Here is a 22,122-nt window from a genome sequence, read left to right on the forward strand (position 1 = left end):
CCACCGCAATGTCCAAGCCCCTGCCCGCCGTCGTGCGGACCCACTTCACTGCGCTGCGCGTGCTCCTGGTGCTCACGGTGATCCTCGGGGTCGCCTACCCGCTGCTGGTCACCGGCATCTCGCAGGTCGCGTTCAGCGACAAGGCCAACGGCTCGATCGTGAAGTCCGACGGCAAGGAGGTCGGTTCCAGCCTGCTCGGCCAGAACTACAACCTCCCCAAGAAGAACCCGGACGACCCGAAGGAGGAGCCGGCCCCGGACCCGAAGTGGTTCCAGCCCCGGCCTTCCGCCGCCGGGGCGGGCTACGACCCGTCCTCGTCCGGCGCCTCCAACCTGGGCCCGAACAGCGACGACCTGCTGAAGGCCGTCAACGACCGCCGCGCCGCCGTCGCCGCCTTCGACGGCGTCGACCCGGCGAGCGTGCCGGCCGACGCGCTGACCGCCTCCGGCTCCGGCCTCGACCCGCACATCTCGGTGGCCTACGCCAAGGAGCAGGTCAACCGGGTCGCCAAGGAGCGCAAGCTCCCGGTGGAGACGGTCGCCAAGCTCGTCGACACGTACACCGAGGGCCGCTCGCTCGGCTTCCTCGGCGACGAGGGCGTCAACGTCGTTCTCCTCAACAAGGCTCTCGGTGAGTCGAAGTGACGTTACGTCATTCCACCGCATGACCTGGCCGGCCCGGCTGCGGGAGCACGTCTCCCGTGCCCGGGCCGGCTGACCCGTGTCCGCAGAGGTGCACCTCCCGACGGAAAGAAGCAGTGCCCATGGCCCGCGACCTCGCCCCCGGCCCCGGCATCCGCAGGGGCCGGCTGAGGGTGTACCTCGGCTCGGCCCCGGGGGTCGGCAAGACCTACCGGATGCTGGACGAGGCCCGTCGCAGACAGGAGCGCGGGGCCGATGTCGTGGTCGGGTACATCGAGTGCCACGGCCGCCGCCACACCCAGGCCATGACCGAGGGACTGGAGGCCGTGCCGCGGGCCCACCGCTCCTACCGTGGCGCCGAGTTCGAGGAGATGGACCTCGACGCGGTGCTCGCCCGACGGCCGTCCGTCGTACTGGTGGACGAGCTGGCGCACACCAACATCCCCGGCGGCCGCAACGCCAAGCGCTGGCAGGACGTCGAGGAACTGCTCGCCGCCGGGATCGACGTCATCACCACCGTCAACATCCAGCACCTGGAATCGCTGAACGACGTGGTCCGGAAGATCACCGGCATTCCCCAGCGCGAGACCGTCCCGGACGAGGTGGTCCGCCGGGCCGACCAGCTCGAACTCGTCGACATGGCGCCGCAGGCGCTGCGCCGGCGGATGGCCCACGGCAACGTCTACAAGGCGGAGAAGGTGGACGCGGCGCTCTCCAACTACTTCCGGGTCGGCAATCTCACCGCCCTGCGCGAACTCGCCCTGCTCTGGGTGGCCGGGCGGGTGGACGAGGGGCTGCGTGACTACCGGGCCAGCCACAACATCGACCGGGTCTGGGAGACCCGTGAGCGGGTGGTGGTCGCCCTGACCGGCGGTCCCGAGGGTGAGACGATCATCCGCCGGGCCGCCCGGATCGCCGACCGCACGGCCGGTGGCGACCTGTTGGCCGTCCACGTGACCAGGAGCGACGGGCTGGCCGGTGCTTCCTCCGGCGCGCTCGCCCAGCAGCGCCAGCTGGTCGAGAGCCTCGGCGGCAGCTACCACGTGGTGGTCGGTGACGACATCCCCACCGCGCTGCTCGCCTTCGCGCGTGCCCACGACGCCACCCAGCTGGTGCTGGGCACCAGCCGCCGAGGCCGGGTCAGCCGCTTCCTCACCGGCCCCGGCACCGGGCAGACCACCGTGGACGCCTCCGAGGACATCGACGTCCACATGGTCACCCACGAGTTCACCGGCCGCGGCAAGCTGCCCCCGCTCGGCCGCCGCCACTCCAAGCGCCGCACCGTCGCCGGATTCGCCTCGGGCCTGATCGTTCCCGCACTGCTCACGGCCGTGCTCTCACAGTTCCACGCCCGGCTGAACCTGACCACCGACGCGCTGATCTTCCAACTCGGTGTGGTGGCAGTGGCGTTGCTCGGTGGAGCCGTCTCCGCGGTGGTGGCGGCTGTCATCGCCTCGGTGCTGCTGAACTACTTCTTCATCCCGCCGACCCACAGCCTGACCATCGGCGAGGCCAACAACATCGTCGCCCTGCTGGTGTTCGCCACGGTCGCCTTGACCGTCTCCACCGTGGTCGATCACGCGGGCAAGCTCACCTCCCGCGCCGCCCGCGCCACCGCCGAGGCCGAGACGCTCTCCACCCTGGCCGGCAGTGTGCTGCGCGGCGCCGACGCCCTGCCCGCCCTGCTGGAGAAGTCCCGGACGGCCTTCGGCATGGACTCCGTCGCCCTGCTCGACAGCCTCACCGGGGAGACGATCGCCCGCAGTGACGGCGGTGGCGACAGCACTGCGGGCGAGGCGACCGAGGTCGCGGTCGGCGAGCGGTCCGTCCTGGTCCTCACCGGCCGCCGGCTGCCCGCCGCCGACCAGCGCGTGCTCACCGCCTTCGCCGCCCATGTCGCCGCCGCGCTGGAGCGCGACCGGCTGGCCGTGGTCGCCGCGGAGGTCGAGCCGATCAAGGCCGCCGACCGGATGCGCACCGCGCTGCTCGCCGCCGTCAGCCACGACCTGCGTACCCCGCTCGCCGCCGCCCGCGCCTCGGTCGGCTCCCTGCGCAGCCCCGACGTCGAGTTCTCGCCCGAGGACCAGGCCGAACTCCTCGCCACCGCCGACGAGTCGCTGGTCAAACTCACCCGCCTGGTCGACAACCTCCTCGACATGAGCCGCCTCCAGGCCGGCGCCCTCACCCTGCACCTGGCGCCGACCTCACTTGAGGAGCTGCTGGTACGAGCCATGGACTCCCTGTCCGATCCACAGGCCCCGATCCAGCCGCTGGACCTCGACAGGGTCCCGCCGGTGCTCGCCGACCCGCCGCTGCTGGAACGCGTCCTCGCCAACGTGATCACCAACGCACTGCGCCACAACGCCCCCGGTGCACCCGTCCTGGTCACCGCCAGCCACCACGCCGACCTGGTCGAGATCCGGGTCATCGACCGCGGCCCCGGCATCGCCCCCGAGGACCGCGACCGGGTCTTCCTGCCCTTCCAGCGCCTCGGCGACACCGACAACACCACCGGGGTCGGCCTCGGTCTCGCCCTCTCCCGCGGCCTCGCCGAGGCCATGGGCGGCAGCCTGGAGGTCGAGGACACCCCCGGCGGCGGCACCACCATGCTGCTCACCCTGCCCGCCGTTCCGGAGCCGCAGACGGTGGAGCCGGGCGGTCCGCGACCGGAGGGGAGCGCGGTCCGGTGAGCCACATCCTCGTGGTGGACGACGAGCCGGCGCTGCTGCGCACCCTCCGGATCAACCTCCAGGCCAGGCGCTACTCGGTGCTCACCGCGGCCACCGGCCAGGAAGCCCTGGACTCGGCGGGCCAGGCGCCGCCCGACGCCGTCCTGCTCGACCTCGGTCTGCCGGACCTCGACGGGGTGGACGTGATCGAGGGCATCCGCTCCACGCTGAGCGTGCCGATCATCGTGCTGACCGGGCGGGACGGCATCGAGGACAAGCTCCGCGCGTTCGACGCGGGGGCGGACGACTACGTGACCAAGCCGTTCATCGTGGACGAGCTCATGGCCCGGCTGCGCGCGGTCCTGCGGCGCCCCGCCGCTCCCGCGCCCCGACCGGCCGAACGGATCGGGCGGAACGCCGTCGACCTCGACGCGGGCACCGTCACCGGCCCGGACGGACCGGTCCGGCTGACCCCGACGGAGTGGCGCATCCTCGCCCTGCTGCTGGCCAACCCCGGCCGGCTGGTGCCCGGGCGGCAGATCCTGACCGAGGTCTGGGGGCCGGAGGCGGAGAGCCGGGGCAACTACCTGCGGGTCTACTTCTCCGGCCTGCGGCGCAAACTCGAACCCGACCCGGCCCGCCCGCGCCACCTGATCACCGAGCCCGGGATCGGCTACCGGTACGAGCCCTGACCTTCGGCGCCAATGCTGCGTCAAGACGGTCGTCGAAGGCGTCAAGGACGCATCAGGAAGGACGGCCGGACGTTCGGCAGAACCTAGGTTGAGCTGCGAGGAAACGGTTCGCCGTCCGGGCGTGGGGCCTGACGGCGAACCGTTCGCCGAATCCCGGACCCCGGCGGGTTCCTCCGGGGAAGGTTCGGCGGCCGGTGAAAACAGGGGGAGGGGGCGCGCGGCGATGCCAACGGGAACGCCGAGCGGTACGGCTGTCGAGGGGAACGACGTCGCGTCGGAGACGGCGCGACCGGAGACAGCCGTGCCACTGCCCGAGCCGCGCGCCCTCCGTCACCGGCTCGGCCGCTCCTGGCGCAGCCGGACGTGGTGGAGCACCCCGCGCCTGGTGCGCGGGCTCACCGGGCTCTGTCTGGTGGCCCTGCTCGCCGCCGGCACGGCGACCGGCACCGTCCTGGGCGGTGCTCGGGACGGTACGGACGTCATCGGCCACCGGGCCGCCCCGCAGGTGGTCCGCTCGGCCGACCTCTACTTCGCGCTCAACGACATGGACGCCCAGGCCGCCAACCTGCTGCTGTTCGGTGGCGACCCGGACTACACGGCGCTGCGCAAGGCGACCCTGGACACCTACGAGCAGCGCCGCACCCAGGCCGACAACGACCTGCAGCGCGTCACGGAGGCGGTGGCCGGCGACGCGGCCGGGCAGCGGGCCGTGCGCACCGTCATCGGCGAACTCGGCCAGTACGAGGCGCTCGTGGCCCGCGCCCAGCTGCTGGAGGAGCAGGCCCACGCCCCGGTCGGCCGCCCCTCGGCGGACGCCCTCGCCGCCTACCACCAGGCCACCGACCTGCTGCGCCAGCGCCTGCTGCCGGCCGTCGACGAGGTGACCAAGGCCAACGCGGCCGTCGTGGACCGCAACTACACCGACCAGCGCGACGCCCTCGCCGGCGGCTGGTGGACGATCCTGGTCACCGGGCTGCTGGCCCTGGCCGCCCTCGGGCTGCTGCAGCGGGTGCTCACGGCACGCTTCCGGCGCCTGGTGAACGCGCCGCTGGCCGCCACCACCCTGCTCGCCCTCGTCGGGCTGATCACCGCACTGACGCTGACCTCCCGGGCGGACCACCAGCTGGTGGTCGCCAAGAGCAACTCCTTCGACTCGGTGATCGCCCTCAGCCGGGCACGCGCGGTGGCGTACGACCTGAACGCCGACGAGAGCCGCTACCTGACCGACCCGTCCCGGGCGGCCGCCTACGAGCAGAGCTTCCTCGACAAGACCCAGTCCTTCGCGCGGGTCGACGGCGCCACCCTCGCCACGTACGACGACGAGCTCGCCGCACTGGCCGACAAGCACCGGGGCGACCACGGCCGGGTCGGCTTCGGCGGGTACCTCGGGGACGAGCTGCGCAACATCACCTTCCCCGGTGAACAGGACGCGGCGGAAAGGGTGCTGACCGCCTTCCAGCAGTACCAGCGCGACGACCGGAAGATCCGCGAGCTGAACGCCCGGGGCAGGCTCAAGGAGGCGGTCACCTTCGACACCGGCCTCACTCCGGGCCAGTCGAACGCCGACTTCGGGGCGCTGAGCGCCGCGCTCGACGACAACCAGGCGATCAACCAGCGCGCCTTCGACGGGGCGGTCGCCGGCACCGACGACGACCTCGACGCCGTCACGGCCGGCCTGGGCGCGGCGGTCCTGGTGGCGGCGCTCGCCCTGACCGCGCTGGGAGTGCGGCCGCGCCTGCGCGAGTTCGCCTGAGGGTGGTTCTGCCTCTGCCTGGCCCCGCTAATGCTCCGATAAAATGACCGTAGGTGTGCCGGGAAGCCTGGTCGGCGCGGGGGATGACTGCGGCGATCGGCGGCGGTGACCCCGGTACTTGCGATGGGGTCGTTTCCTCCGATGCACGTTGTGGCGATCGTTCTCGTCCTGGTGGTCCTGGCCACGACCGTGGCCACCTTCGCCCAGCGCCTGCGGGTGCCCGCGCCGTCGCTGCTGGTGCTGGCGGGCATCGGGGTGGCGCTGATACCCGGGGTGCCCGCGCTGCACATCCCGCCGCAGGTGATCGGCATGGTGGTCCTGCCGCCGCTGCTGTACGCCTCCGCCGAGGAACTGTCCCTGCGCGACCTGCGTACGGTGTGGCGGCCCGTGACGATCCTCTCCTTCGGCCTGGTCTTCGCCTCCGCTGCCGCAGTCGGCTTCGTGGCCGTCGCCGTCGCCGGGCTGCCGCCCGCGATGGCCTTCGTCCTGGGTGCCGTGCTCTCCAGCACCGACCCGGTGGCCGTCACCGCGCTCGGCCGTCGGCTGGCGCTGCCGGGGCGGGTCCAGGTACTGGTGCAGGCGGAGAGCCTGTTCAACGACGCCACCTCGCTCGTGCTGTTCAAGGTGGCCGTCGGCATCGCGGTGGCCGTCGGTGCCTCAGTGAGCCTGCCGGCGGCGGGCGGGGAGTTCCTGCTGCTCGGCGGGGGCGGCAGCCTGGTCGGCGCCGTCGTCGCGGGCCTGGTCTGGCTGGTGCGCCGCCGCACCACCGACCCGGTGCTGGAGACGGTGATCGCCCTCGTCACCCCCTATGCGGCGTACGTGCTCGCGGAGTCCGCGCACACCTCGGGCGTCACCTCCGTCGTGGTGGCGGGCGTACTGCTCGGGCGCTCCGGCCACCGGCTCACCGACGCCCACATCCGGCTGCAGCTGCACGCCGTGTACGCGGTGGTGGTGTTCCTGCTGGAGAGCGTCGTGTTCAGCATCGTCGGCCTGGAACTGCCCACCCTGGTGCGGGACCTGCCCTCCGGCACCGGCTGGTGGCCGCTGCAGGCACTGGCGCTGGCCGCGGTGCTGATCGCCGTTCGGGTGCTCTCGACGCTGCCGCTGACCCGCGCGGTCAAGCCCAGCCGGGGAGCCGGCAGCCTGTCCTGGCGGGTCGCAGGGGTGGTCACCTGGGCCGGGACCCGGGGCGTCATGCCGCTCGCCGCAGCCCTGTCCATCCCGCTGCTCGCCGACGACGGGACGAAGCTCGCCGGACGGCCGCTGGTCCTGGTGCTCACCACCGCCGTCGTCGTGTTCACCCTCGTCGTCCAGGGCCTGACCCTCGCCGCCGTCGTCAACCGCTCCGGCCTCGCCCTCGAACCCGAGCACACCGCCCGCGAGGAGGACGACGCCCGCGACGCCCTCAACCACGCCGCCCTCGACCACATCGAACACCTCGCCGAACTGGAGGCCGTACCGGACACCGCCCTCGACCGGATACGCCGCGGCCTCACGGCCCGCCTCGACCGCACCCCCGAAACCCCCGACGGCACGACCGCCGACGCCGCCTACCGCCAGCTGCGCCACGAGGTCATCGCCGTCCAGAGCACCGAACTGCACCGCCTCTACGACGAGCACCGCATCAGCGACACCACCCGCCGCCGCCTCCAGCACGACCTCGACCGGGAGGAAGCCGCCCTCGGCACACCGTGACGCCCGTCCCGTGTCCCGATCCGCCTGGTTCTGCTGCTCGGTGACCGCGGTTCGGCGCGTCACTCCTCGGCGGTGTCGGCCTGCGCGTCGGTGGTGAGCACTTGGGAGAGGGCGAGCGCGTAGCCGGCCTGGAACCGGCTCTGTGCCTTCAGATCCGTCATCAGGTCGGCTATGTGGCGGCGGCAGGTCCGTACGGACATGCCCAGGCGCAGTGCGATGGACGAGTCCGTCATGCCCTCGGTGAGCATCCGGACGATCGCTTCGCGCAGGTTGCTCTCGATCTCGGCGTGGGAGCGCGACTCCGCCGTGAAGGGCTGGGCCAGCAGCCACAGGCGCTGGCAGGTGTCCACGATGAACGCGACCATGCTCGGTTCCCGCACGATGGCGGCGGCGTTCGGGTTGTCGGGCACCGCGATGACGGCGGTCTTCCGGTCGAAGACCAGCATCCGCGTGAAACGGTCGTCCAGCGTGCGTACTTGGCCGCCGAGCCGGCTGATCCTCTCCACGTAGACATTGGTGCCCGGGCTGAACCGGGCGGTGTGCTGGTACAGCACGCGCATCCGGATGCCCCGGCGCAGGATCGCCTCGTCCCGGGGCGCGGCCTCCTCCAGGATGTCCGCCGCACGTGCGCCGCCCGGCTGGGCGGTGAACACCTCCTCCTCGCAGCCGGCCGCGAGCTCCTCGATCGCGGCCAGGGCCGCCGGGAGGCTCTCGATCACCTCGAACGGGCCGGGTGACTGGCGGCCGGTCAGGCTCGCCTCGAAGACGGGCAGGAAGGACATCAGCTGACCGCGCCTGCGCTCGATGAGGGAGCGCCTCGCGCGCATCTCACGTTCCAGGGGGCTGACGCGCCGGGCGACGGCCTCGTCCGGGGAGATCGCGACCAGGCCTCCGCGCGGGTCGTGGACGAGCAGGCCCATGGCGACCAGTTGTTCCGCGAGTTCCTCGGCCTCCTCGGCCGAACCCCCGCAGACGGTGGCGAAGTCCCCCACATGGGCTACGGGTTCCTTGCGCGACAGCACATATCCATACAGCTGGTGCAGGAGTTGGGAGTCGACCGCACGCCTGTCCATATGTCGGATTTTCCCCTTTTCAAGGTGGTTTGCACGCGTCGGAACTTGTTGCCATGCAACAAGGTGCATGGTCGGCGCGCCGAATCTTAATGCGGTCCCATGGCAGGGTGATCGACACCCCACCCCTTGTGACGCAAGGGGTTCCTCATGACTGGATGTCGAACAGCATGCGAAACCTCAGTGCAGACGGGCGCGCCCGGAGCTTCGTCGGACGAATCGCCCTCGGACTCTCGGGCCTCGCGCTCATCGCGGGGGCGACCGTGGTCGCCGTCCCCACCGACACCGGCTGGGGCGGCCTGCCGGTGGCCTCGGCGGTGACCGTGGCACAGGTCGCAGCGGACGCCCGGTCCTAGGCGGCCGCCGGACAGGCCCCAGGACGCCCAGGCGGAGCACCGCGCCGGGCGAGCCGTACGGCCGAAGGACCTTCCGCACATGTAGTGCCCGCCCCCCCGCATCGGGAGCAACTGGATGGATAAACGATGATTCTCACGGGTAACGAGATCGCGCGCGAGCGAGCGAACGGCCGCATCACCATCGAGCCGTTCACGCCTGAGCAGGTCAATCCGAACAGCTACAACTTCCGGCTCGGAAAGACCCTGCGGGTCTACCAGTCGATGCCGCTCGACGCCCGGCAGACCAATGAGTTCGAGGAGATCGAGATCCCGGACGAGGGATACGTCCTCGAACCGGGCAGACTTTACCTCGCCCATACCATCGAGGTGCTGGGCAGCGAGCACTACGCGCCGACCTTCGCGGCGCGTTCCTCGGTGGCCCGACTGGGCCTGTTCATCAACCTCTCCGCAAGCCTGGGCGACATCGGCTACACGGGGCAGTGGACCCTGCAGCTCTACTCGATGAACCGGGTCCGGGTGTACAGCGGCATCAACATCGGTCAGATGATGTGGTGGCGCCCCCAGGGCGACATCGTCCTCTACGACGGCAAGTACCAGGGCTCCGTCGGCCCGCGGTCGAGCGACATCCACGTCGACTTCGACAAGCAGTTCGCCCGCCAGCGCTTCCCCGGACTCGGCGCCAGCGTCGAGGTCTCCGAGGTGGGCCCCAAGTTCGCCCAGCTCGCCCGTTCCAGCCACGCCTTCCGGGTGCCGACCGCCTTCGTCGTGCCGGCCGGGGAGTTCGTGGAGTCGCTCACCGACGAGCACCGGGCCGACCTCGCCGAGGCGTTCGGCGACCTCAAGGCGACGGTGGGCGCGTTCTTCACCGACACCGTCGAGCGGATCCAGAAGACCGGCGCGCAGATCCGGCTCGGCGACGAGGCCCGCAAGCTGCTCCGGGCCCGCCTCAACGAGGTGTTCAAGGACGCCGACGTGGAGCTCGCGGTCCGTTCCTCCGGGCTCGACGAGGACACCGAGGGCTCCAGCCAGGCCGGCGTGCACCAGTCGATCCTGGGTGTGCGCGGCGCGGAGGAGGCGATCGCGGCCGTCGAGCAGTGCTGGCGCTCCTACTACGAGGCCCCGGCCGTCGCCGCCCGCATCCGGGCCGGCGACTTCGACCCGACGCCGCGGCTGGCCGTCATCGTCCAGCGCCTGGTGCGTCCGCGCCTCGCCGGTGTGGCGTTCACCGGGCTGGACGGTGCCGAGGACCAGCGGGTGACCATCGAGTACGTCGAGGGGCTCGCCGACGAGCTGGTGGCCGGTGTCGCCGTGCCGCGGCGGACCGACTCGGCCGAGCTCGCGGGCACCGGGGCCTCCCACCCGGCCGCCGACCGGGAGGCCCTGGGCCAGGTGGTCGAGCTGGCGCGGGCGCTGCGGGAGCAGCGGGAGCAGGACGTCGACGTCGAGTGGGCGGTGGACGACGAGGGCCTGCACCTGATCCAGGTCCGCCCGCTGACCGCCGTCCGCGAGCAGGCGCGCATCTCCTCGGAGCCGGTGGCCGAGTCCTACCGGCTGTACTTCGACGAGCTCCCCGCCTCGTTCCACCTGGCCGACGTCGCGGCCGTCTACGGCGGCTACACGGCCAAGCGCGGACCGGCCCACCGGATGGCGCACTCCGTCGGCGTGTCCGTGGGCGCCGGCTGGGTGCTCCAGTTCAACGGCCGGGGCCTGCACGACGAGGCCACCGCCGACCGGCTCCGGGAGGAGCTGTCGGGCGGCTCGAACGAGTGCGTCCTGGACTTCGGCGACACCCTGCGCCAGATCGTCGTGCCCAAGGAGGAGGTGCTCGACCAGCTCGCGCTGACCACCGGCGCCACGGCCGACAGCACCCTCCTGCACGCCGTCGTGGTCCGGGACTTCATCCGCGGCAGCCTCGGCGTGATCTCCCGCCGGGCCGGCGACGGTCTCGTGGTCGAGTACACCGACGAGGGCCTGATGGCGCTCAACCGGGGCACCGCCGGCGGCGAGACGATCGTGGTCGGCGACATCTCCCTCGGCTTCGACGCGCCCGAGAACGTGTCGGCCGCGCCCAGCGGCGAGGCGCTGCTGGAGCACCTCGACGAGATCGCCCGGTTCACCACCGCGATGCACGACAAGTACGGTCCGGTGACCATCGAGTGGGTCCTGGAGGGGTCGGGTCTGTTCTTCGTCGACTACTCCGTGCTCGACGGTGACGACACGGTCGTGGTGGCCCACGGCGAGGTGTCCATCTCGCCCGGCACCGCGCAGGGTCCGCTGCTGCGCCTGGACGACGACGAGTTGCTGCGCCGCCTGTCCATCGGGCCCGCGGTGAGCATCAACAAGTCGCAGGACGTGAGCGAGCACGACGGTCTCGCCCGCATCCTGGACGCGGTCAAGGCCTTCGACCGGAAGCCGGTCGTCGTCGCCGCGCGCCCGTACGCGGTGCTCTCCGTGCTGATCGAGCACGTGGCCGGTTTCGTCTTCGACCAGGGCTCGGCCCTCGGCCACCTGGCGATCCTCCTGCGCGAGGCGGGAGTTCCGGCGGTGGCGGCGGCGGGTGTCACCGGCACCGAGGCAGTGATCAGCAACGGAACCGTCGCGACCACCGGTCACAAGGGAGAATGACGTGAGCAGCACGAACACCGCCGACGCGGCGGGCCGCCCGCAGGCCGCCTGGCTCCTCCTCGGCGGACTGCACCTGCTGAACGGGACCGCCCCGCTCGACGACGCCGACCCCGTGGTCCTGGTGCCGCTCGACCGGCCCGTCGAGCAGGCCTTCCCCGGCAACACCGTGGTCGTCGACTGGGCCGCGCTGGGCAGTGTCCGGCTGGAGGCCCGCGACGTGGCGGGCACCCGGACGCACGGCTCCGTCGCGCAGGGCGCCGTACTGTTCCCCGACATGCTCCCCGGCGCGGAGCTCCGCGCGGCGGTGGCCGCGGTGAGCGACCGCGCGAACGGGCCGCTGGTGCCGCTGTTCTACGTGAGCAGTGACGGGACGTCCGCCCACGTCCACAGCCAGATCCGCTTCCTGGCCGAGGACGCCTGCTTCATCCGGATCACCGAGGAGCCCGTCCCGGCCGCCGGGATCGAGGAGCTGGGCTGGCTCCGGCCGGCGCTCGCCCGCCACGCCGAGCAGTTCCTCTTCCTCAACAACCACCAGCGCTACTACCGCAAGTGCTTCCCCGGCAAGGAGCTGGAGTACAAGTACACGCTCACGCCGCCGGTGGACGCCTGGACGCTCACCCTGGAGCTGTACCGCGAGGTCAAGGGCGGCGCGCTGCCCGGCTACCTGATGGAGTACCGGGACGAGTACCAGGCCTGGGACTACCTCAACCACCTCTTCGAGGTGACCGGCCCCACCGAGGACGAGCGCGGGTACGCCTCCTTCATCCCCACGACCGACGGCAAGCACCTGCTCAAGCGGAAGTGGTACGCGGAGGACGCCTTCGAGCGGCGGGAGACCCACACCTACGGTCTCTCGCTCGCCGACGACGGCGGCTTCGAGCGGTACGTCACGCAGGAGCTCAAGGTCGAGGCCGTCCGGCTGCCGTCCTTCCGCCGGGTCCGCTACGACATCAACTTCGAGTCGGCGCGCACCGGTCACGTGTACGGGATCTTCTTCGACCACTGCAGTCTGGTCGACGCCCGGGACGTCACCCTCAACCAGTGCGAGCTGGAGTACCTGCGCAGCCGCACCGCCGTGGAGCCCGACGAGGCGGACGTCTCCAAGGAGATGGCGGAGATCGCCGCCTGGCTGGAGTCCTTCCTGCGGGAGCGCGGGCTGAACAGCGAGCGGGGCTTCTACTCCAAGCGGACCTTCCTCAAGGACGCCGTCGCCGCCCGTCCCGAGCTGGCCAGGCCGGTGGTCTGATGCCGGGGGCAGCGATCCGTGCCGTCCTGCTCGACCTGGAGGGCACGCTCTACGCACAGGGCAAGGCCGTCGAGGGCGCGGCCGAGGCCGTCGAGGAGCTGCGGGAGTCGGGGCTGGCGCTCCGGTTCCTGACCAACACCGACTCCAAGCCCGCGGCCCGGATCCATGCCGAGCTCGTCGACTACGGACTGCCGGTCCGCAGGGAGGAGCTGTTCACCCCGGTCGTCGCGGCGCAGCAGCTCCTCGCCGCGCCCGGCACCCGGGTGTACCCGCTCGTCTCCCGCGCGCTGATCGGCGAGCTGCCGAACCTCGCGACCGAACCGCCGTACACCCACGCGCTGATCGGCGACTGCCGTGACGTCCTGGACTACCGGGCACTGGACGAGGCGTTCCGCGCGGTGCGCGGCGGGGCCGAGCTGGTGGCGCTGCAGCGCGGCCGCTACTTCAAGCGGCCGGACGGCGACCACCTGGACACCGGTGCGCTGGTGGCGGCGGTGGAGTACTCCGCCGGCACCACCGCCCGGGTCCTGGGCAAGCCCGCCGCGGACTTCTTCGAGCTGGCCGCCCGGTCGCTCGGGGTGCCGCCGGGCGACTGCGTGGTGGTGGGCGACGACGCGAGCACCGACATCGCCGGTGGCGAGGCGGCGGGGCTGACCACCGTGCAGGTGCGCACCGGCAAGTACGCGGACCAGCTGGCCGAGGGCCTGACCGGCCGGGCCGGGTACGAGTGCGACTCCGTCGCCGACCTCCCGGCGCTGCTGGCGGAGCTGAGGTCACGGTGACGGTCTACTGGGTCGTCTGGGACGCGGCCGCCCACTGGGTGGTCGACCGCCTTGAGCGGGAGGGCGCGCTGCCGGCCGTCACCCGGATGCGGGCGCGCGGCACCGTCACGGCGGCGCGTCCCGCCCACCCCAACTGCCAGACCCCGCCCTCGCTGGCGACCCTGTTCACCGGCGCCTGGCCGAGTGAGCACGGCGTCACCGGGTACACCGTGCCCGGGGCCGGCGGCGGGATCGCCGAACACGTCAGCGGCTTCGACCCGCGCTTCCCGGCCGTCCCCACGGTGTGGGAGACGGCCTGGGAGCGCGACCGGCGCAGCGCCTTCGTCCACGCCCCCTGGGTGTTCGACGAGACCGGCGCGGCCGGACCGTACGTCGACGGGGCCGTCGAGGCGTACAGCCGGCGGCTGACCCGGCACGCCTTCCTGGAGCTCGCTCCCGGACCGGCGGTGCGGGCCTGGCAGATCGCCGGGTCCTGGGTGGACGTGGAGACCGGCGCGACCGGTGACGTCGTGCGGGTGCGGGCCGCGGGCGCCGAACTGGCGCTCACCCCCGGTGGCGGCTGGCAGCCGCTGCGCCTCGACGACGCGGGCCACGCCACCTGGGTGGCCTGCGTCCGGGGGGCGCGCGGCCCGCTGCTCGTCCACACCGGGGTCTGGGAACCGCGGACGGGCGGGCGCAACGGTCCGCTCGTCCAGAAGCTGCGCCAGTGCCCGCCGTTCGCGGGCGAGGGGGTCGGCCCGCTCTACCGGGCCGGCGTCTTCGGGCCCCGCCTCGCCGAGGGCGGGGACGGCTCCGCGGAGGACGTGTTCCTCTCCTCGGTGGGCTGCGTCACCCGGGCGTTCGGTGCGGCCACCGAGGCGGTGCTCCAGGAGCACGCGGCCGACCTGGTGGTCGTCTACCTGCCGATGACGGACGACGTGGGCCACGAACTGCTGGGCTGGTGCGACGAGAGGAGCGCTGCGCACCGGCCGGACATCGCGGACCGCGTCTGGTCGTACCTCAGGTCCTGCTACCAGGACGCCGACGCGATCCTCGGCCGGGTGCTGGACCGGGCCCGCGCCGAGGACACGGTGGTCCTCGGCGCGGACCACGGCATGGTCGGCTGCACCCATCTGGTCCATGTGAACGACCAGTTGGTGCGGGCCGGGCTCGCCGCCCCGGCCACCGCCGGCGCGCTGGACGTGGAGCACTCCGAGGTGATCTACCACCCCGCGAACAACGGCTCGCTGTGGGCCACCGACCCGGCCGACCCGGGGCGGGCCGGCCAGGCGATGGCCCGGGCCATGGCGGCGCTGCGCACCCTGACCGACCCGGAGAACGGGCGGCCGGTGGTCCGCGGGTTCGTGGACGGCCGCGGGCGGCCGCTGGCCGAGGACGCCGTGCCGCCGCCGGTGGTGTTCCTCGTCCTGGACGACGACTACCAGCCCACGGCACCGCTGTCGGCGGACGGCGTGACCGTGCGCCGCCAGCCCAAGAGCGGCGCCCACGTGGTCTACACCGGCGACAGCCGGCTGCACGCCGTCCACGCCGCGGTCGGCCCCCGGATCCCGCACCGCGCGGCACCGGAGGCCGTCGACAACACGCTGCCCGCCCGACTGGTCCTGCAGGAGCTGGGCGTGGAGCAGCCGAAGGCCGCCGCGCCGGCCGCCCTCTCCTGACCGAAGGAAGGAAATCGACTCTGATGGGTGCACCACCCGGTTTTCCCCATGCCCTGTCGCCGGACGACCTGGCGGCGCGCCGCCACGGACACGTGTCGGCGTTCCTCTCCGGGCGCGGTCTCGACCCCGACTGGCTGTCCGCGCTGATGCGGGAGCGGGTCGGCGAGGGCCTGCTGCTGTTGACCAGTTCGCCCGTGCACGGGCTGGCCAACGCCACCAGCGACCTGGACTTCATCCGCATCCAGCGTGACCCGATCGAGGGGCCGCGCATCTCGACCAAGATCTTCGAGGACGGCCACCACCTTGAGGTGGTCTCCTTCAGCGAGGCCGAACTCGCTTCCAACTTCGTGGAGTTGAAGCGCCTCGCCGGCCTCGCGCCGGAGGCGACGGTGGCCGGCTTCCGCAGCTGGGACAAGCAACGCGAGCCGCGCCGCAAGCAGACCGAGCGGATCGTCAACGGCATCGCGCTGGACGGCACCGCCCCGTTCCTCGACGAGCTCCCCGGGCTCGCCACCGTCTGGTCCAGGGCGTCCCTGCAGGTCGCGCTGGAGCAGGTGGCGCACACCGCGCTCGCCGAGGCGGCCGGCGAGAGCCGCGGGCGCGTCGGTTACGCGTACAACGTCCTGCTGCACGTGATGGACGCGCTGCTGTCGTACCACGGCGACGTGTACACCACCAGGAAGTGGTACGCGCTGCGCTGGGCCGGGCTGGTGGCGGACGGCACCTGGCGGGACGAACGGGTGGCGGCGGTGGCCGCCGACCTGGAGCGGCTCCGCAAGGAGATCGCCGGCGCCCTGGCGCCGTCGGCGGCCGCGCAGCCGCTCGCGGCGGCCTTCACCGAGCTCGCCCTGGACACCGCACGGGCCACCGGCGCCGCCGAGGCCGTCACCGTGCGCGTGGAGGTCACCGGCACCGTGCGGCCGTTCCTGCCCGGCGCCTCGCTGCTCGTCGCGCCCGGCGGAAGCGTCGTCCTGCCCGGGGTCGCCGGGGACCTCCCGCTCACCGTCGACCCGGTCGCGCTCACCGACCTGGGGCGGCTCGACGCCCAGGACGCCGCGACGCTGCTGCGCGCGCTGCGCTCCGGTGCCGCCCGGCTCGACATCGGTTACCGCAACGAGGAGGTACCGGCATGACCCCGAACCAGCAGCAGGGCGCCGCGACCGGCGCCGCCGAGCGGCTCGTCCCGTTCCCCGCGGTCCGCGGCGGACACGCCATGCCCGGCCCCCAGGCCGTGGAGGCATGGGTCCAGGCGGCGTGGCTGATGCTCGCCGAGGGACGCGCCTACCTGGAGGACCTGGAGGGCGGCTCCGAGCAGCCGCAGATGCAGCAGGCCGCCAAGCTCCGGTTCCTCGAACAGCTCCTGGACATCGACCAGCGGCTGGCCGGCCGGGCCCCGGTCGACGACGTGCACTGTCTGGCGATGGCGCTGGAGTACGGCATGCACGAGGTCGTGGACGCCTCCGGACCCGACCTGATCGAGGTGTTCGCCCTGGACGAGGAGTTCGGCGGGGACACCTGCCGGGTCGACCGGATCCAGGTCCTCTGGGAGCGGCTGCTGGAGGCCTTCCCCGGTGAACTGCCGGACCGCCTGGTCGCGGAGGGGCAGCGGGACATGCTCCGGACCCTGCGCGTGTGGGCCCGGCTGGCCCGGACGGCGGGGCTCGACATCGGCTTCCTCGCCCCCTTCATGAAGGCCGCTTAGCAAGAGAGGTGTGATCAAGTTGCCCGAGATTCACGCGACGGCCGTGGTGCCCGGTCGCACTCCGGAGGAGCTGTGGGCGGTCGTCAAGGACAGCCCATCCTTCGCGCCCCGCGCCCCGCACGTGATCGGCGTCCGGGTCCTCGACCCCGCGGACCGGAAGAGCCGCTCGACCGAGTGGACCGTGCTGCTGAACGGCAGCGAGGTGACGTGGGTCCAGAACGAGAGCACCCGGCCCGGTCTGCGGCTGTGCTTCGAGCAGACCGCCGGGGACCTGGAGCGGATGACCGGCGAGTGGAGCGTCGTCGAGACCTCCGCCGGTACGGAGGTCGGCCTCAGCGTCTCCTTCGAGCTCGGCATCGACGGCCTCGCCCCGCTGCTCAACCCGATCTGGGCCCAGTCCCTCCAGGCCCACGCCGAAGCACTGCTCCGGGTGGTCTCGACGACCGGACTGCCCGCCAACGGAAGTGACCAGACGTGATCCAGTACCTGAATTTCCTGCACACCACCGTTCGGTTCGACCTCGCCGACGACGCGGCGGCCGCCTTCGCGCCGATCCAGCGGTTCTTCCGGCACCTGCTCGCCGACGAGGGCGCGCACGAGCCGACCTTCCGGATCGACGTCCGCGGCTACGACCCGTCGGCCGACGTCGCCCCCGAGGTGTGGAACCTGCCGCAGTCGGTGATCCGGCGCAGCAACGCCGCGGAGTTCAACTTCGACGCGCACATCGTCGATCGCGGCGGCCGTCGGCTGTACGTCAACCGCGCCACGCTGCTCGACGCCCCGGTCGACGCGCGCAAGGACAACACCTTCCAGCTGCGCATCACCGAGGCCTCCACCGTCCAGGTGCTCGACTTCGTCCGGGACCTGGTGATCCGGCACGAGGAGGACAACGGCACCGTCGTGCTGCACGCCTCCGGCATCCAGCGCGGGGACGAGGCCGTGATCGTCGCCGGCCCCAAGGGCGCCGGCAAGACCACCACCCTGCTGTCCGCGCTGCGCCGCCCCGGCTGGTCGTACTTCACCGGCGACAAGCTGTTCTGCACGCTCGACGGCGGCCGGATCAGCGTGCACCCCTGGCGCGACTACCCGTACGTCGGAGTCGGCACGATCCGCGCCGACGCGCGGCTCGAACAGCTCGTCCGCGAGCAGGTCGACCCCGGGCTCGACGGCCACGAGCCGGGCCACAAGATCCTGATGGACCCGGACGTCTTCGAGTCCTGGCTCGGGGCCGAGTTCTCCGCCGAGCCCAAGCGGCTGGCCGCGATCCTGCTGCCCGAGGTCCGCCCGGGCGAGCCGCTCGCCGTCCGGCACCTCACGGACGACAACGAGCGCTGGGCCCACCTCAACAAGATCGTGGACCGCCAGGTGGACACCACCTTCTTCACCTGGCAGTCCCACCTGGTGCCCGACTACGCGCGCTTCTACCAGTCCCTCGCCGAACTGCGCACCGCGCTGGACTCCGTGGCCATGGTGCGGCTGACCGGCACGCTCGACATCGACCCGGACGCCGTCCTCGACCCGGCCGCCACCGGCACGCCCGCCCCCCAGGAGACCTCGTGACCGAGAACCAGTCCCGCCCCTCCCTGCGCGTGTGCGTGATCGGTCTGGCCGGTGTCGGCAAGTCGACCTGCGCCGGCCTGATCGAGGAGTTCGCCCGGGACAAGGGTCTGACCTACGCCCGGGTCAAGCTCGCCGAGCCGCTCTACCACCTGCAGGAGCAGGTGTACCGCGCGGCCGGCGGCGACCTGCGCGAGGACGCCCAGGACCAGGTGCTGATGGAGGCGCTCGCCGACGCCATGCGCCGCATCCGGCCCGAGTCGCTCGCCGACGACTTCACCCGCCGTCTCGCGCTGACCGACGCCGAACTCGTCGTCAACGACGACCTGCGCGACCCGCACGTGGACGCGCCCGCCCTGCGGGCGCACGGCTTCCGCGTCCTGCGCATCGTGTGCGACGAGGACCTGCGGCAGAGCCGTCTCGACCAGCGCGACGACCCGACCCGGGCGGACCGTTCCACCCGGCAGATCGACCTGATCGAGCCGGACGCCGTCATCGACAACGGGGCGGGCCTCGACGCGTACCGCGCCGCCGTCCACGAGCTGCTGGGGAGCTGGCTGTGATCCTGAGCGGACCTGAGATCCACGCCGAGGTCATGGCGGGCCGGATCCACATCGACGACTACGACCCGGAGCGGATCGAGCCCAACAGCTACGGCTTCCGGCTCGCCGAGGACATCCTCTGGTACGAGCAGGACGTCATCGACTGCTTCGAGCCGCCGAACGCCGAGCACGTGAAGATGGGCCCCGAGGGCATGGTCCTCGAACCCGGCCGCTTCTACCTCGGCGGGACCATGGAGGCCATGGGCAGCCCGAACTACGCGGCCACGCTCTACGCCTGCCGTTCGGCCTCCACCCTCGGCATCTGGATCCAGTTCTCGGCGCCCCTGGGGCACAGCGGGGCCGTCTTCCCGTGGACCCTGGAGATGAAGGTCGCCCACCCGGTGCGCGTCTACCCGGGCATGATGATCGGCAAGCTCGCCTTCTGGGCCATGCAGGGCGAGGCCGTGGGCTACCTGGGCAAGTACACCGGCTCGCGCTCCGCCGTCGCCTCCCGCCTGAGCATGGACCAGCAGCATGTCGCAAACTGACCTGTTCAAGGTCCTCTCCGCGCTGGTGCTGCTGCTCCTGGCGGCGCACCTGACGGGCGGGCTCTTCAGACGCCTCCGGCAGCCGCCCGTCGTGGGGGAGATCCTCGGCGGGCTGCTGCTCGGCCCCACGGTCCTGGGGCAGGTGCTGCCCCAGGCCCAGCACTGGATCTTCCCCAAGCAGGGGCCGGTGGCGGTGTGCCTCGAACTCGTCTACCAGCTGGGCATGTTGCTGCTGATGTTCCTGGCCGGCGTCGAGATGCGGACGGTGTTCTCCCGCAAGGACGGCCGTACGGTCGGGCTGATCGCCGTGGTGGGCATGGTGGTGCCGTTCGCGTTCGGCCTGGTGGCGACCTCCGTGCTCGACACCTCCGACCTGCTCGGCCCGGCGGGCAACCGGACGGCGCTGACGCTGGTGCTCGCCTGCAGCATCGCGATCACCAGCATCCCGGTGATCTCCCGGATCATGCTCGACCTGGGGATCGCCAGGACGCCGTTCGCCCGGATCGTGCTCTCCGTCGCGGTGCTGGAGGACATCGTCCTCAACGTGGTGATCTCGGTCGCCGTGGGCATCGTGGCCGGCAGCAGCTCGAAGGGCTTCGGTCTCGCCTCGGAGCTCGGCATCCGCTCGGCGAACGCCTCGGCCGTCTACCACTCCCTGGCGTCCGTGGGCTTCCTCGCACTGGTCGCGCTGGTCGGCCTGCTGCTGCGCCGCCGGCTGGCGGGGACCGGCGGCGGGCCGGTGGCCCCGCTGGCCGTCCGGGTCTCCGCCGTCCTGGCCTCGGCCGCCGTCTGCCTCTACCTGGGCGTGGCCCCGATGTACGGCGCCTTCGTCGTCGGACTGATCTCCGGCCTCACGGCGGGCGCCGCGGGCGCGGCCTCGGGCCGGGCGGCGGACGAGGCGATCAAGGCCATCCGGAGCTTCGCGACCGGCTTCTTCGTCCCCGTCTACTTCGCGGTGGTCGGGCTGAAGCTCGATCTGATCCGTCAGTTCGACCCGGCGTTCTTCGTCGCCTTCCTCGCCGTGGCCTGCGTCGTCAAGGCCTTCAGCGTCTACGCCGGCGCCCGGCTGGCCAGGCGGCCGGCCACCGATGCCGTCCACCTCGCGGTGGCGATGAACGCCCGCGGCGGCCCCGGCATCGTGCTCGCCACCGTCGCCCTCGACACCGGCATCGGCTCGCCGTCGGTGTTCACCTCGCTGGTGCTCACCGCGGTCGTCACCTCGCTCCTCGCGGGCTGGTGGCTCGAACGCGCCATCAACCAGGGAAGCCTCGCCCGGGACGACGAGCTCCCGCCGGTGCGGCTCCCGGACCGGCCGCTCAGCCCCACCGCCGGCCGTTAGGCCGCCCTGTCGCCCCTCCCCGCCCCACCACGGAGTCTCCTCTTGGGAACGCTGAAACGCTCATCCACGATGTCCAAGCACCTCTTCGTCACCGGGGGTGTCGCCTCTTCGCTCGGTAAGGGGCTGACGGCCTCCAGTCTCGGCGCGCTTCTGAAGGCCCGTGGCCTGCGCGTGACGATGCAGAAGCTGGACCCGTACCTCAATGTGGACCCGGGCACGATGAACCCGTTCCAGCACGGTGAGGTGTTCGTCACCGATGACGGTGCGGAGACGGATCTGGACATCGGTCACTACGAGCGGTTCCTGGACACGAACCTTCACGGTTCGGCGAACGTCACCACCGGTCAGGTGTACTCGACGGTGATCGCCAAGGAGCGCCGTGGTGAGTACCTGGGTGACACGGTGCAGGTCATTCCGCACATCACCAACGAGATCAAGTCCCGGATCCGCCGGATGGCGACCGAGGACGTGGACGTGGTGATCACCGAGGTCGGCGGCACGGTCGGTGACATCGAGTCGCTGCCGTTCCTGGAGGCGGTGCGCCAGGTCCGTCACGAGGTGGGCCGGGACAACGTGTTCTTCGTGCACGTCTCGCTGCTGCCCTACATCGGCCCCTCGGGTGAGCTGAAGACCAAGCCCACCCAGCACTCGGTGGCCGCGCTGCGCAACATCGGCATCCAGCCGGACGCGATCGTGCTGCGTGCCGACCGTGAGGTCCCGCAGGCCATCAAGCGCAAGATCTCGCTGATGTGCGACGTGGACGAGGAGGCGGTGGTCGCGGCGATCGACGCCAAGTCGATCTACGACATTCCCAAGGTGCTGCACGGTGAGGGCCTGGACGCCTACGTGGTGCGCCGCCTGGACCTGCCGTTCCGTGACGTGGACTGGACCACCTGGGACGATCTGCTGCGCCGGGTCCACGAGCCGCAGCACATCGTCAAGGTGGCGCTGGTCGGCAAGTACATCGATCTGCCGGACGCCTACCTGTCGGTGACCGAGGCGCTGCGCGCGGGTGGTTTCGCCAACAACGCGCGGGTGGAGATCAAGTGGGTGACCTCGGACGACTGCGAGAGCGCGGAGGGCGCGCGCGAGCAGCTGGGTGATGTGGACGCGATCTGCATTCCGGGCGGGTTCGGTGACCGGGGTGTCAACGGCAAGGTCGGTGCGATCACGTACGCGCGGGAGAACAGGGTGCCGCTGCTGGGGCTGTGCCTGGGCCTGCAGTGCGTGGTCATCGAGGCCGCGCG

19 protein-coding genes are annotated in these 22,122 nt (G+C 72.0%); 18 read left to right on the forward strand and 1 reads right to left on the reverse strand.

What is annotated here, in order from left to right:
* Positions 1-8 precede the first annotated feature (8 nt).
* The 5 genes from kdpC to ACIRVF_RS41180 all read left to right on the forward strand — a co-directional run bounded on the left by kdpC (position 9) and on the right by ACIRVF_RS41180 (position 7,450).
* Positions 9-644, forward strand: coding sequence for a potassium-transporting ATPase subunit KdpC (kdpC, locus tag ACIRVF_RS41160; protein WP_402829892.1), 636 nt, complete (start codon positions 9-11; stop codon positions 642-644).
* Between the two features lie 119 nt (positions 645-763).
* On the forward strand, positions 764-3,331 hold the full coding sequence (locus tag ACIRVF_RS41165; protein WP_402829894.1) for an ATP-binding protein: 2,568 nt from the start codon (positions 764-766) through the stop codon (positions 3,329-3,331).
* A complete protein-coding gene (locus ACIRVF_RS41170; protein ID WP_402829896.1) occupies positions 3,328-4,002 on the forward strand; it encodes a response regulator in 675 nt (224 codons plus the stop codon). The genes ACIRVF_RS41165 and ACIRVF_RS41170 overlap by 4 nt, the downstream gene beginning before the upstream one ends.
* Before the next feature lie 301 nt (positions 4,003-4,303).
* A complete protein-coding gene (locus ACIRVF_RS41175) occupies positions 4,304-5,755 on the forward strand; it encodes a hypothetical protein (protein ID WP_402829898.1) in 1,452 nt (483 codons plus the stop codon).
* Positions 5,756-5,896: 141 nt separating this feature from the next.
* Entirely contained in the window at positions 5,897-7,450 is a 1,554-nt protein-coding gene (locus ACIRVF_RS41180) for a Na+/H+ antiporter (protein WP_402829900.1), read from the forward strand.
* A gap of 59 nt (positions 7,451-7,509) precedes the next feature.
* On the opposite strand, the gene ACIRVF_RS41185 is transcribed toward ACIRVF_RS41180, so the two are convergent.
* Positions 7,510-8,523 (reverse strand): LuxR C-terminal-related transcriptional regulator, encoded by a 1,014-nt coding sequence (locus ACIRVF_RS41185; protein ID WP_402829902.1) that lies wholly within the window; start codon positions 8,521-8,523, stop codon positions 7,510-7,512.
* A gap of 167 nt (positions 8,524-8,690) precedes the next feature.
* Between ACIRVF_RS41185 and ACIRVF_RS41190 the strand changes: the two genes are divergently transcribed.
* From ACIRVF_RS41190 to ACIRVF_RS41250, 13 genes are all read left to right on the forward strand, one after another.
* Entirely contained in the window at positions 8,691-8,876 is a 186-nt protein-coding gene (locus ACIRVF_RS41190; RefSeq protein WP_402829904.1) for a hypothetical protein, read from the forward strand.
* 126 nt (positions 8,877-9,002) lie between these two features.
* Positions 9,003-11,501 carry a dCTP deaminase domain-containing protein gene (locus tag ACIRVF_RS41195; protein ID WP_402829906.1) on the forward strand — a complete coding sequence of 833 codons (2,499 nt, stop codon included), beginning with the start codon at positions 9,003-9,005 and terminating at the stop codon, positions 11,499-11,501.
* A 1-nt stretch (position 11,502) separates the two neighbouring features.
* Complete coding sequence (locus tag ACIRVF_RS41200; protein ID WP_402829907.1) at positions 11,503-12,747, forward strand: hypothetical protein; 1,245 nt, start codon at positions 11,503-11,505, stop codon at positions 12,745-12,747.
* Positions 12,747-13,529 (forward strand): HAD-IA family hydrolase, encoded by a 783-nt coding sequence (locus ACIRVF_RS41205; RefSeq protein WP_402829908.1) that lies wholly within the window; start codon positions 12,747-12,749, stop codon positions 13,527-13,529. The genes ACIRVF_RS41200 and ACIRVF_RS41205 overlap by 1 nt, the downstream gene beginning before the upstream one ends.
* The gene (locus tag ACIRVF_RS41210) at positions 13,526-15,187 is read left to right on the forward strand and encodes an alkaline phosphatase family protein (RefSeq protein WP_402829910.1); all 1,662 of its coding nucleotides are present in this window, start codon (positions 13,526-13,528) and stop codon (positions 15,185-15,187) included. Before ACIRVF_RS41205 ends, ACIRVF_RS41210 begins: the two co-directional genes overlap by 4 nt.
* A gap of 23 nt (positions 15,188-15,210) precedes the next feature.
* Positions 15,211-16,320 carry a DUF6001 family protein gene (locus tag ACIRVF_RS41215; RefSeq protein WP_402829912.1) on the forward strand — a complete coding sequence of 370 codons (1,110 nt, stop codon included), beginning with the start codon at positions 15,211-15,213 and terminating at the stop codon, positions 16,318-16,320.
* Positions 16,317-16,889 carry a DUF6031 family protein gene (locus tag ACIRVF_RS41220; RefSeq protein ID WP_402829914.1) on the forward strand — a complete coding sequence of 191 codons (573 nt, stop codon included), beginning with the start codon at positions 16,317-16,319 and terminating at the stop codon, positions 16,887-16,889. Before ACIRVF_RS41215 ends, ACIRVF_RS41220 begins: the two co-directional genes overlap by 4 nt.
* 19 nt (positions 16,890-16,908) lie before the next feature.
* Positions 16,909-17,367, forward strand: a complete 459-nt coding sequence (locus tag ACIRVF_RS41225) for a type II toxin-antitoxin system RatA family toxin (protein WP_402829916.1) — start codon at positions 16,909-16,911, stop codon at positions 17,365-17,367.
* Entirely contained in the window at positions 17,364-18,449 is a 1,086-nt protein-coding gene (locus ACIRVF_RS41230; protein ID WP_402829918.1) for a hypothetical protein, read from the forward strand. The genes ACIRVF_RS41225 and ACIRVF_RS41230 overlap by 4 nt, the downstream gene beginning before the upstream one ends.
* On the forward strand, positions 18,446-19,009 hold the full coding sequence (locus ACIRVF_RS41235) for a hypothetical protein (protein ID WP_402829920.1): 564 nt from the start codon (positions 18,446-18,448) through the stop codon (positions 19,007-19,009). The genes ACIRVF_RS41230 and ACIRVF_RS41235 overlap by 4 nt, the downstream gene beginning before the upstream one ends.
* Entirely contained in the window at positions 19,006-19,536 is a 531-nt protein-coding gene (locus ACIRVF_RS41240) for a dCTP deaminase domain-containing protein (protein WP_402829923.1), read from the forward strand. Before ACIRVF_RS41235 ends, ACIRVF_RS41240 begins: the two co-directional genes overlap by 4 nt.
* Positions 19,523-20,875, forward strand: coding sequence for a cation:proton antiporter (locus ACIRVF_RS41245; protein ID WP_402829925.1), 1,353 nt, complete (start codon positions 19,523-19,525; stop codon positions 20,873-20,875). Before ACIRVF_RS41240 ends, ACIRVF_RS41245 begins: the two co-directional genes overlap by 14 nt.
* Before the next feature lie 69 nt (positions 20,876-20,944).
* On the forward strand, positions 20,945-22,122 hold a 1,178-nt coding region (locus ACIRVF_RS41250; protein WP_402829927.1), incomplete at its 3' end, for a CTP synthase.

The organism is Kitasatospora sp. NPDC101157, assembly GCF_044768255.1.
GTDB lineage: Bacteria > Actinomycetota > Actinomycetes > Streptomycetales > Streptomycetaceae > Kitasatospora.

What these genes read in the sequence shown, in the direction of transcription:
- ACIRVF_RS41205 (WP_402829908.1), top strand. Translation starts at nt 12,747, where the DNA reads ATGCCGGGGGCAGCGATCCGTGCCGTCCTGCTCGACCTGGAGGGCACG.
- ACIRVF_RS41165 (WP_402829894.1), top strand. Translation starts at nt 764, where the DNA reads ATGGCCCGCGACCTCGCCCCCGGCCCCGGCATCCGCAGGGGCCGGCTG.
- ACIRVF_RS41220 (WP_402829914.1), top strand. Translation starts at nt 16,317, where the DNA reads ATGACCCCGAACCAGCAGCAGGGCGCCGCGACCGGCGCCGCCGAGCGG.
- ACIRVF_RS41185 (WP_402829902.1), bottom strand. Translation starts at nt 8,523, where the DNA reads ATGGACAGGCGTGCGGTCGACTCCCAACTCCTGCACCAGCTGTATGGA.
- kdpC (WP_402829892.1), top strand. Translation starts at nt 9, where the DNA reads ATGTCCAAGCCCCTGCCCGCCGTCGTGCGGACCCACTTCACTGCGCTG.
- ACIRVF_RS41180 (WP_402829900.1), top strand. Translation starts at nt 5,897, where the DNA reads ATGCACGTTGTGGCGATCGTTCTCGTCCTGGTGGTCCTGGCCACGACC.
- ACIRVF_RS41245 (WP_402829925.1), top strand. Translation starts at nt 19,523, where the DNA reads ATGTCGCAAACTGACCTGTTCAAGGTCCTCTCCGCGCTGGTGCTGCTG.
- ACIRVF_RS41190 (WP_402829904.1), top strand. Translation starts at nt 8,691, where the DNA reads ATGCGAAACCTCAGTGCAGACGGGCGCGCCCGGAGCTTCGTCGGACGA.
- ACIRVF_RS41215 (WP_402829912.1), top strand. Translation starts at nt 15,211, where the DNA reads ATGGGTGCACCACCCGGTTTTCCCCATGCCCTGTCGCCGGACGACCTG.
- ACIRVF_RS41195 (WP_402829906.1), top strand. Translation starts at nt 9,003, where the DNA reads ATGATTCTCACGGGTAACGAGATCGCGCGCGAGCGAGCGAACGGCCGC.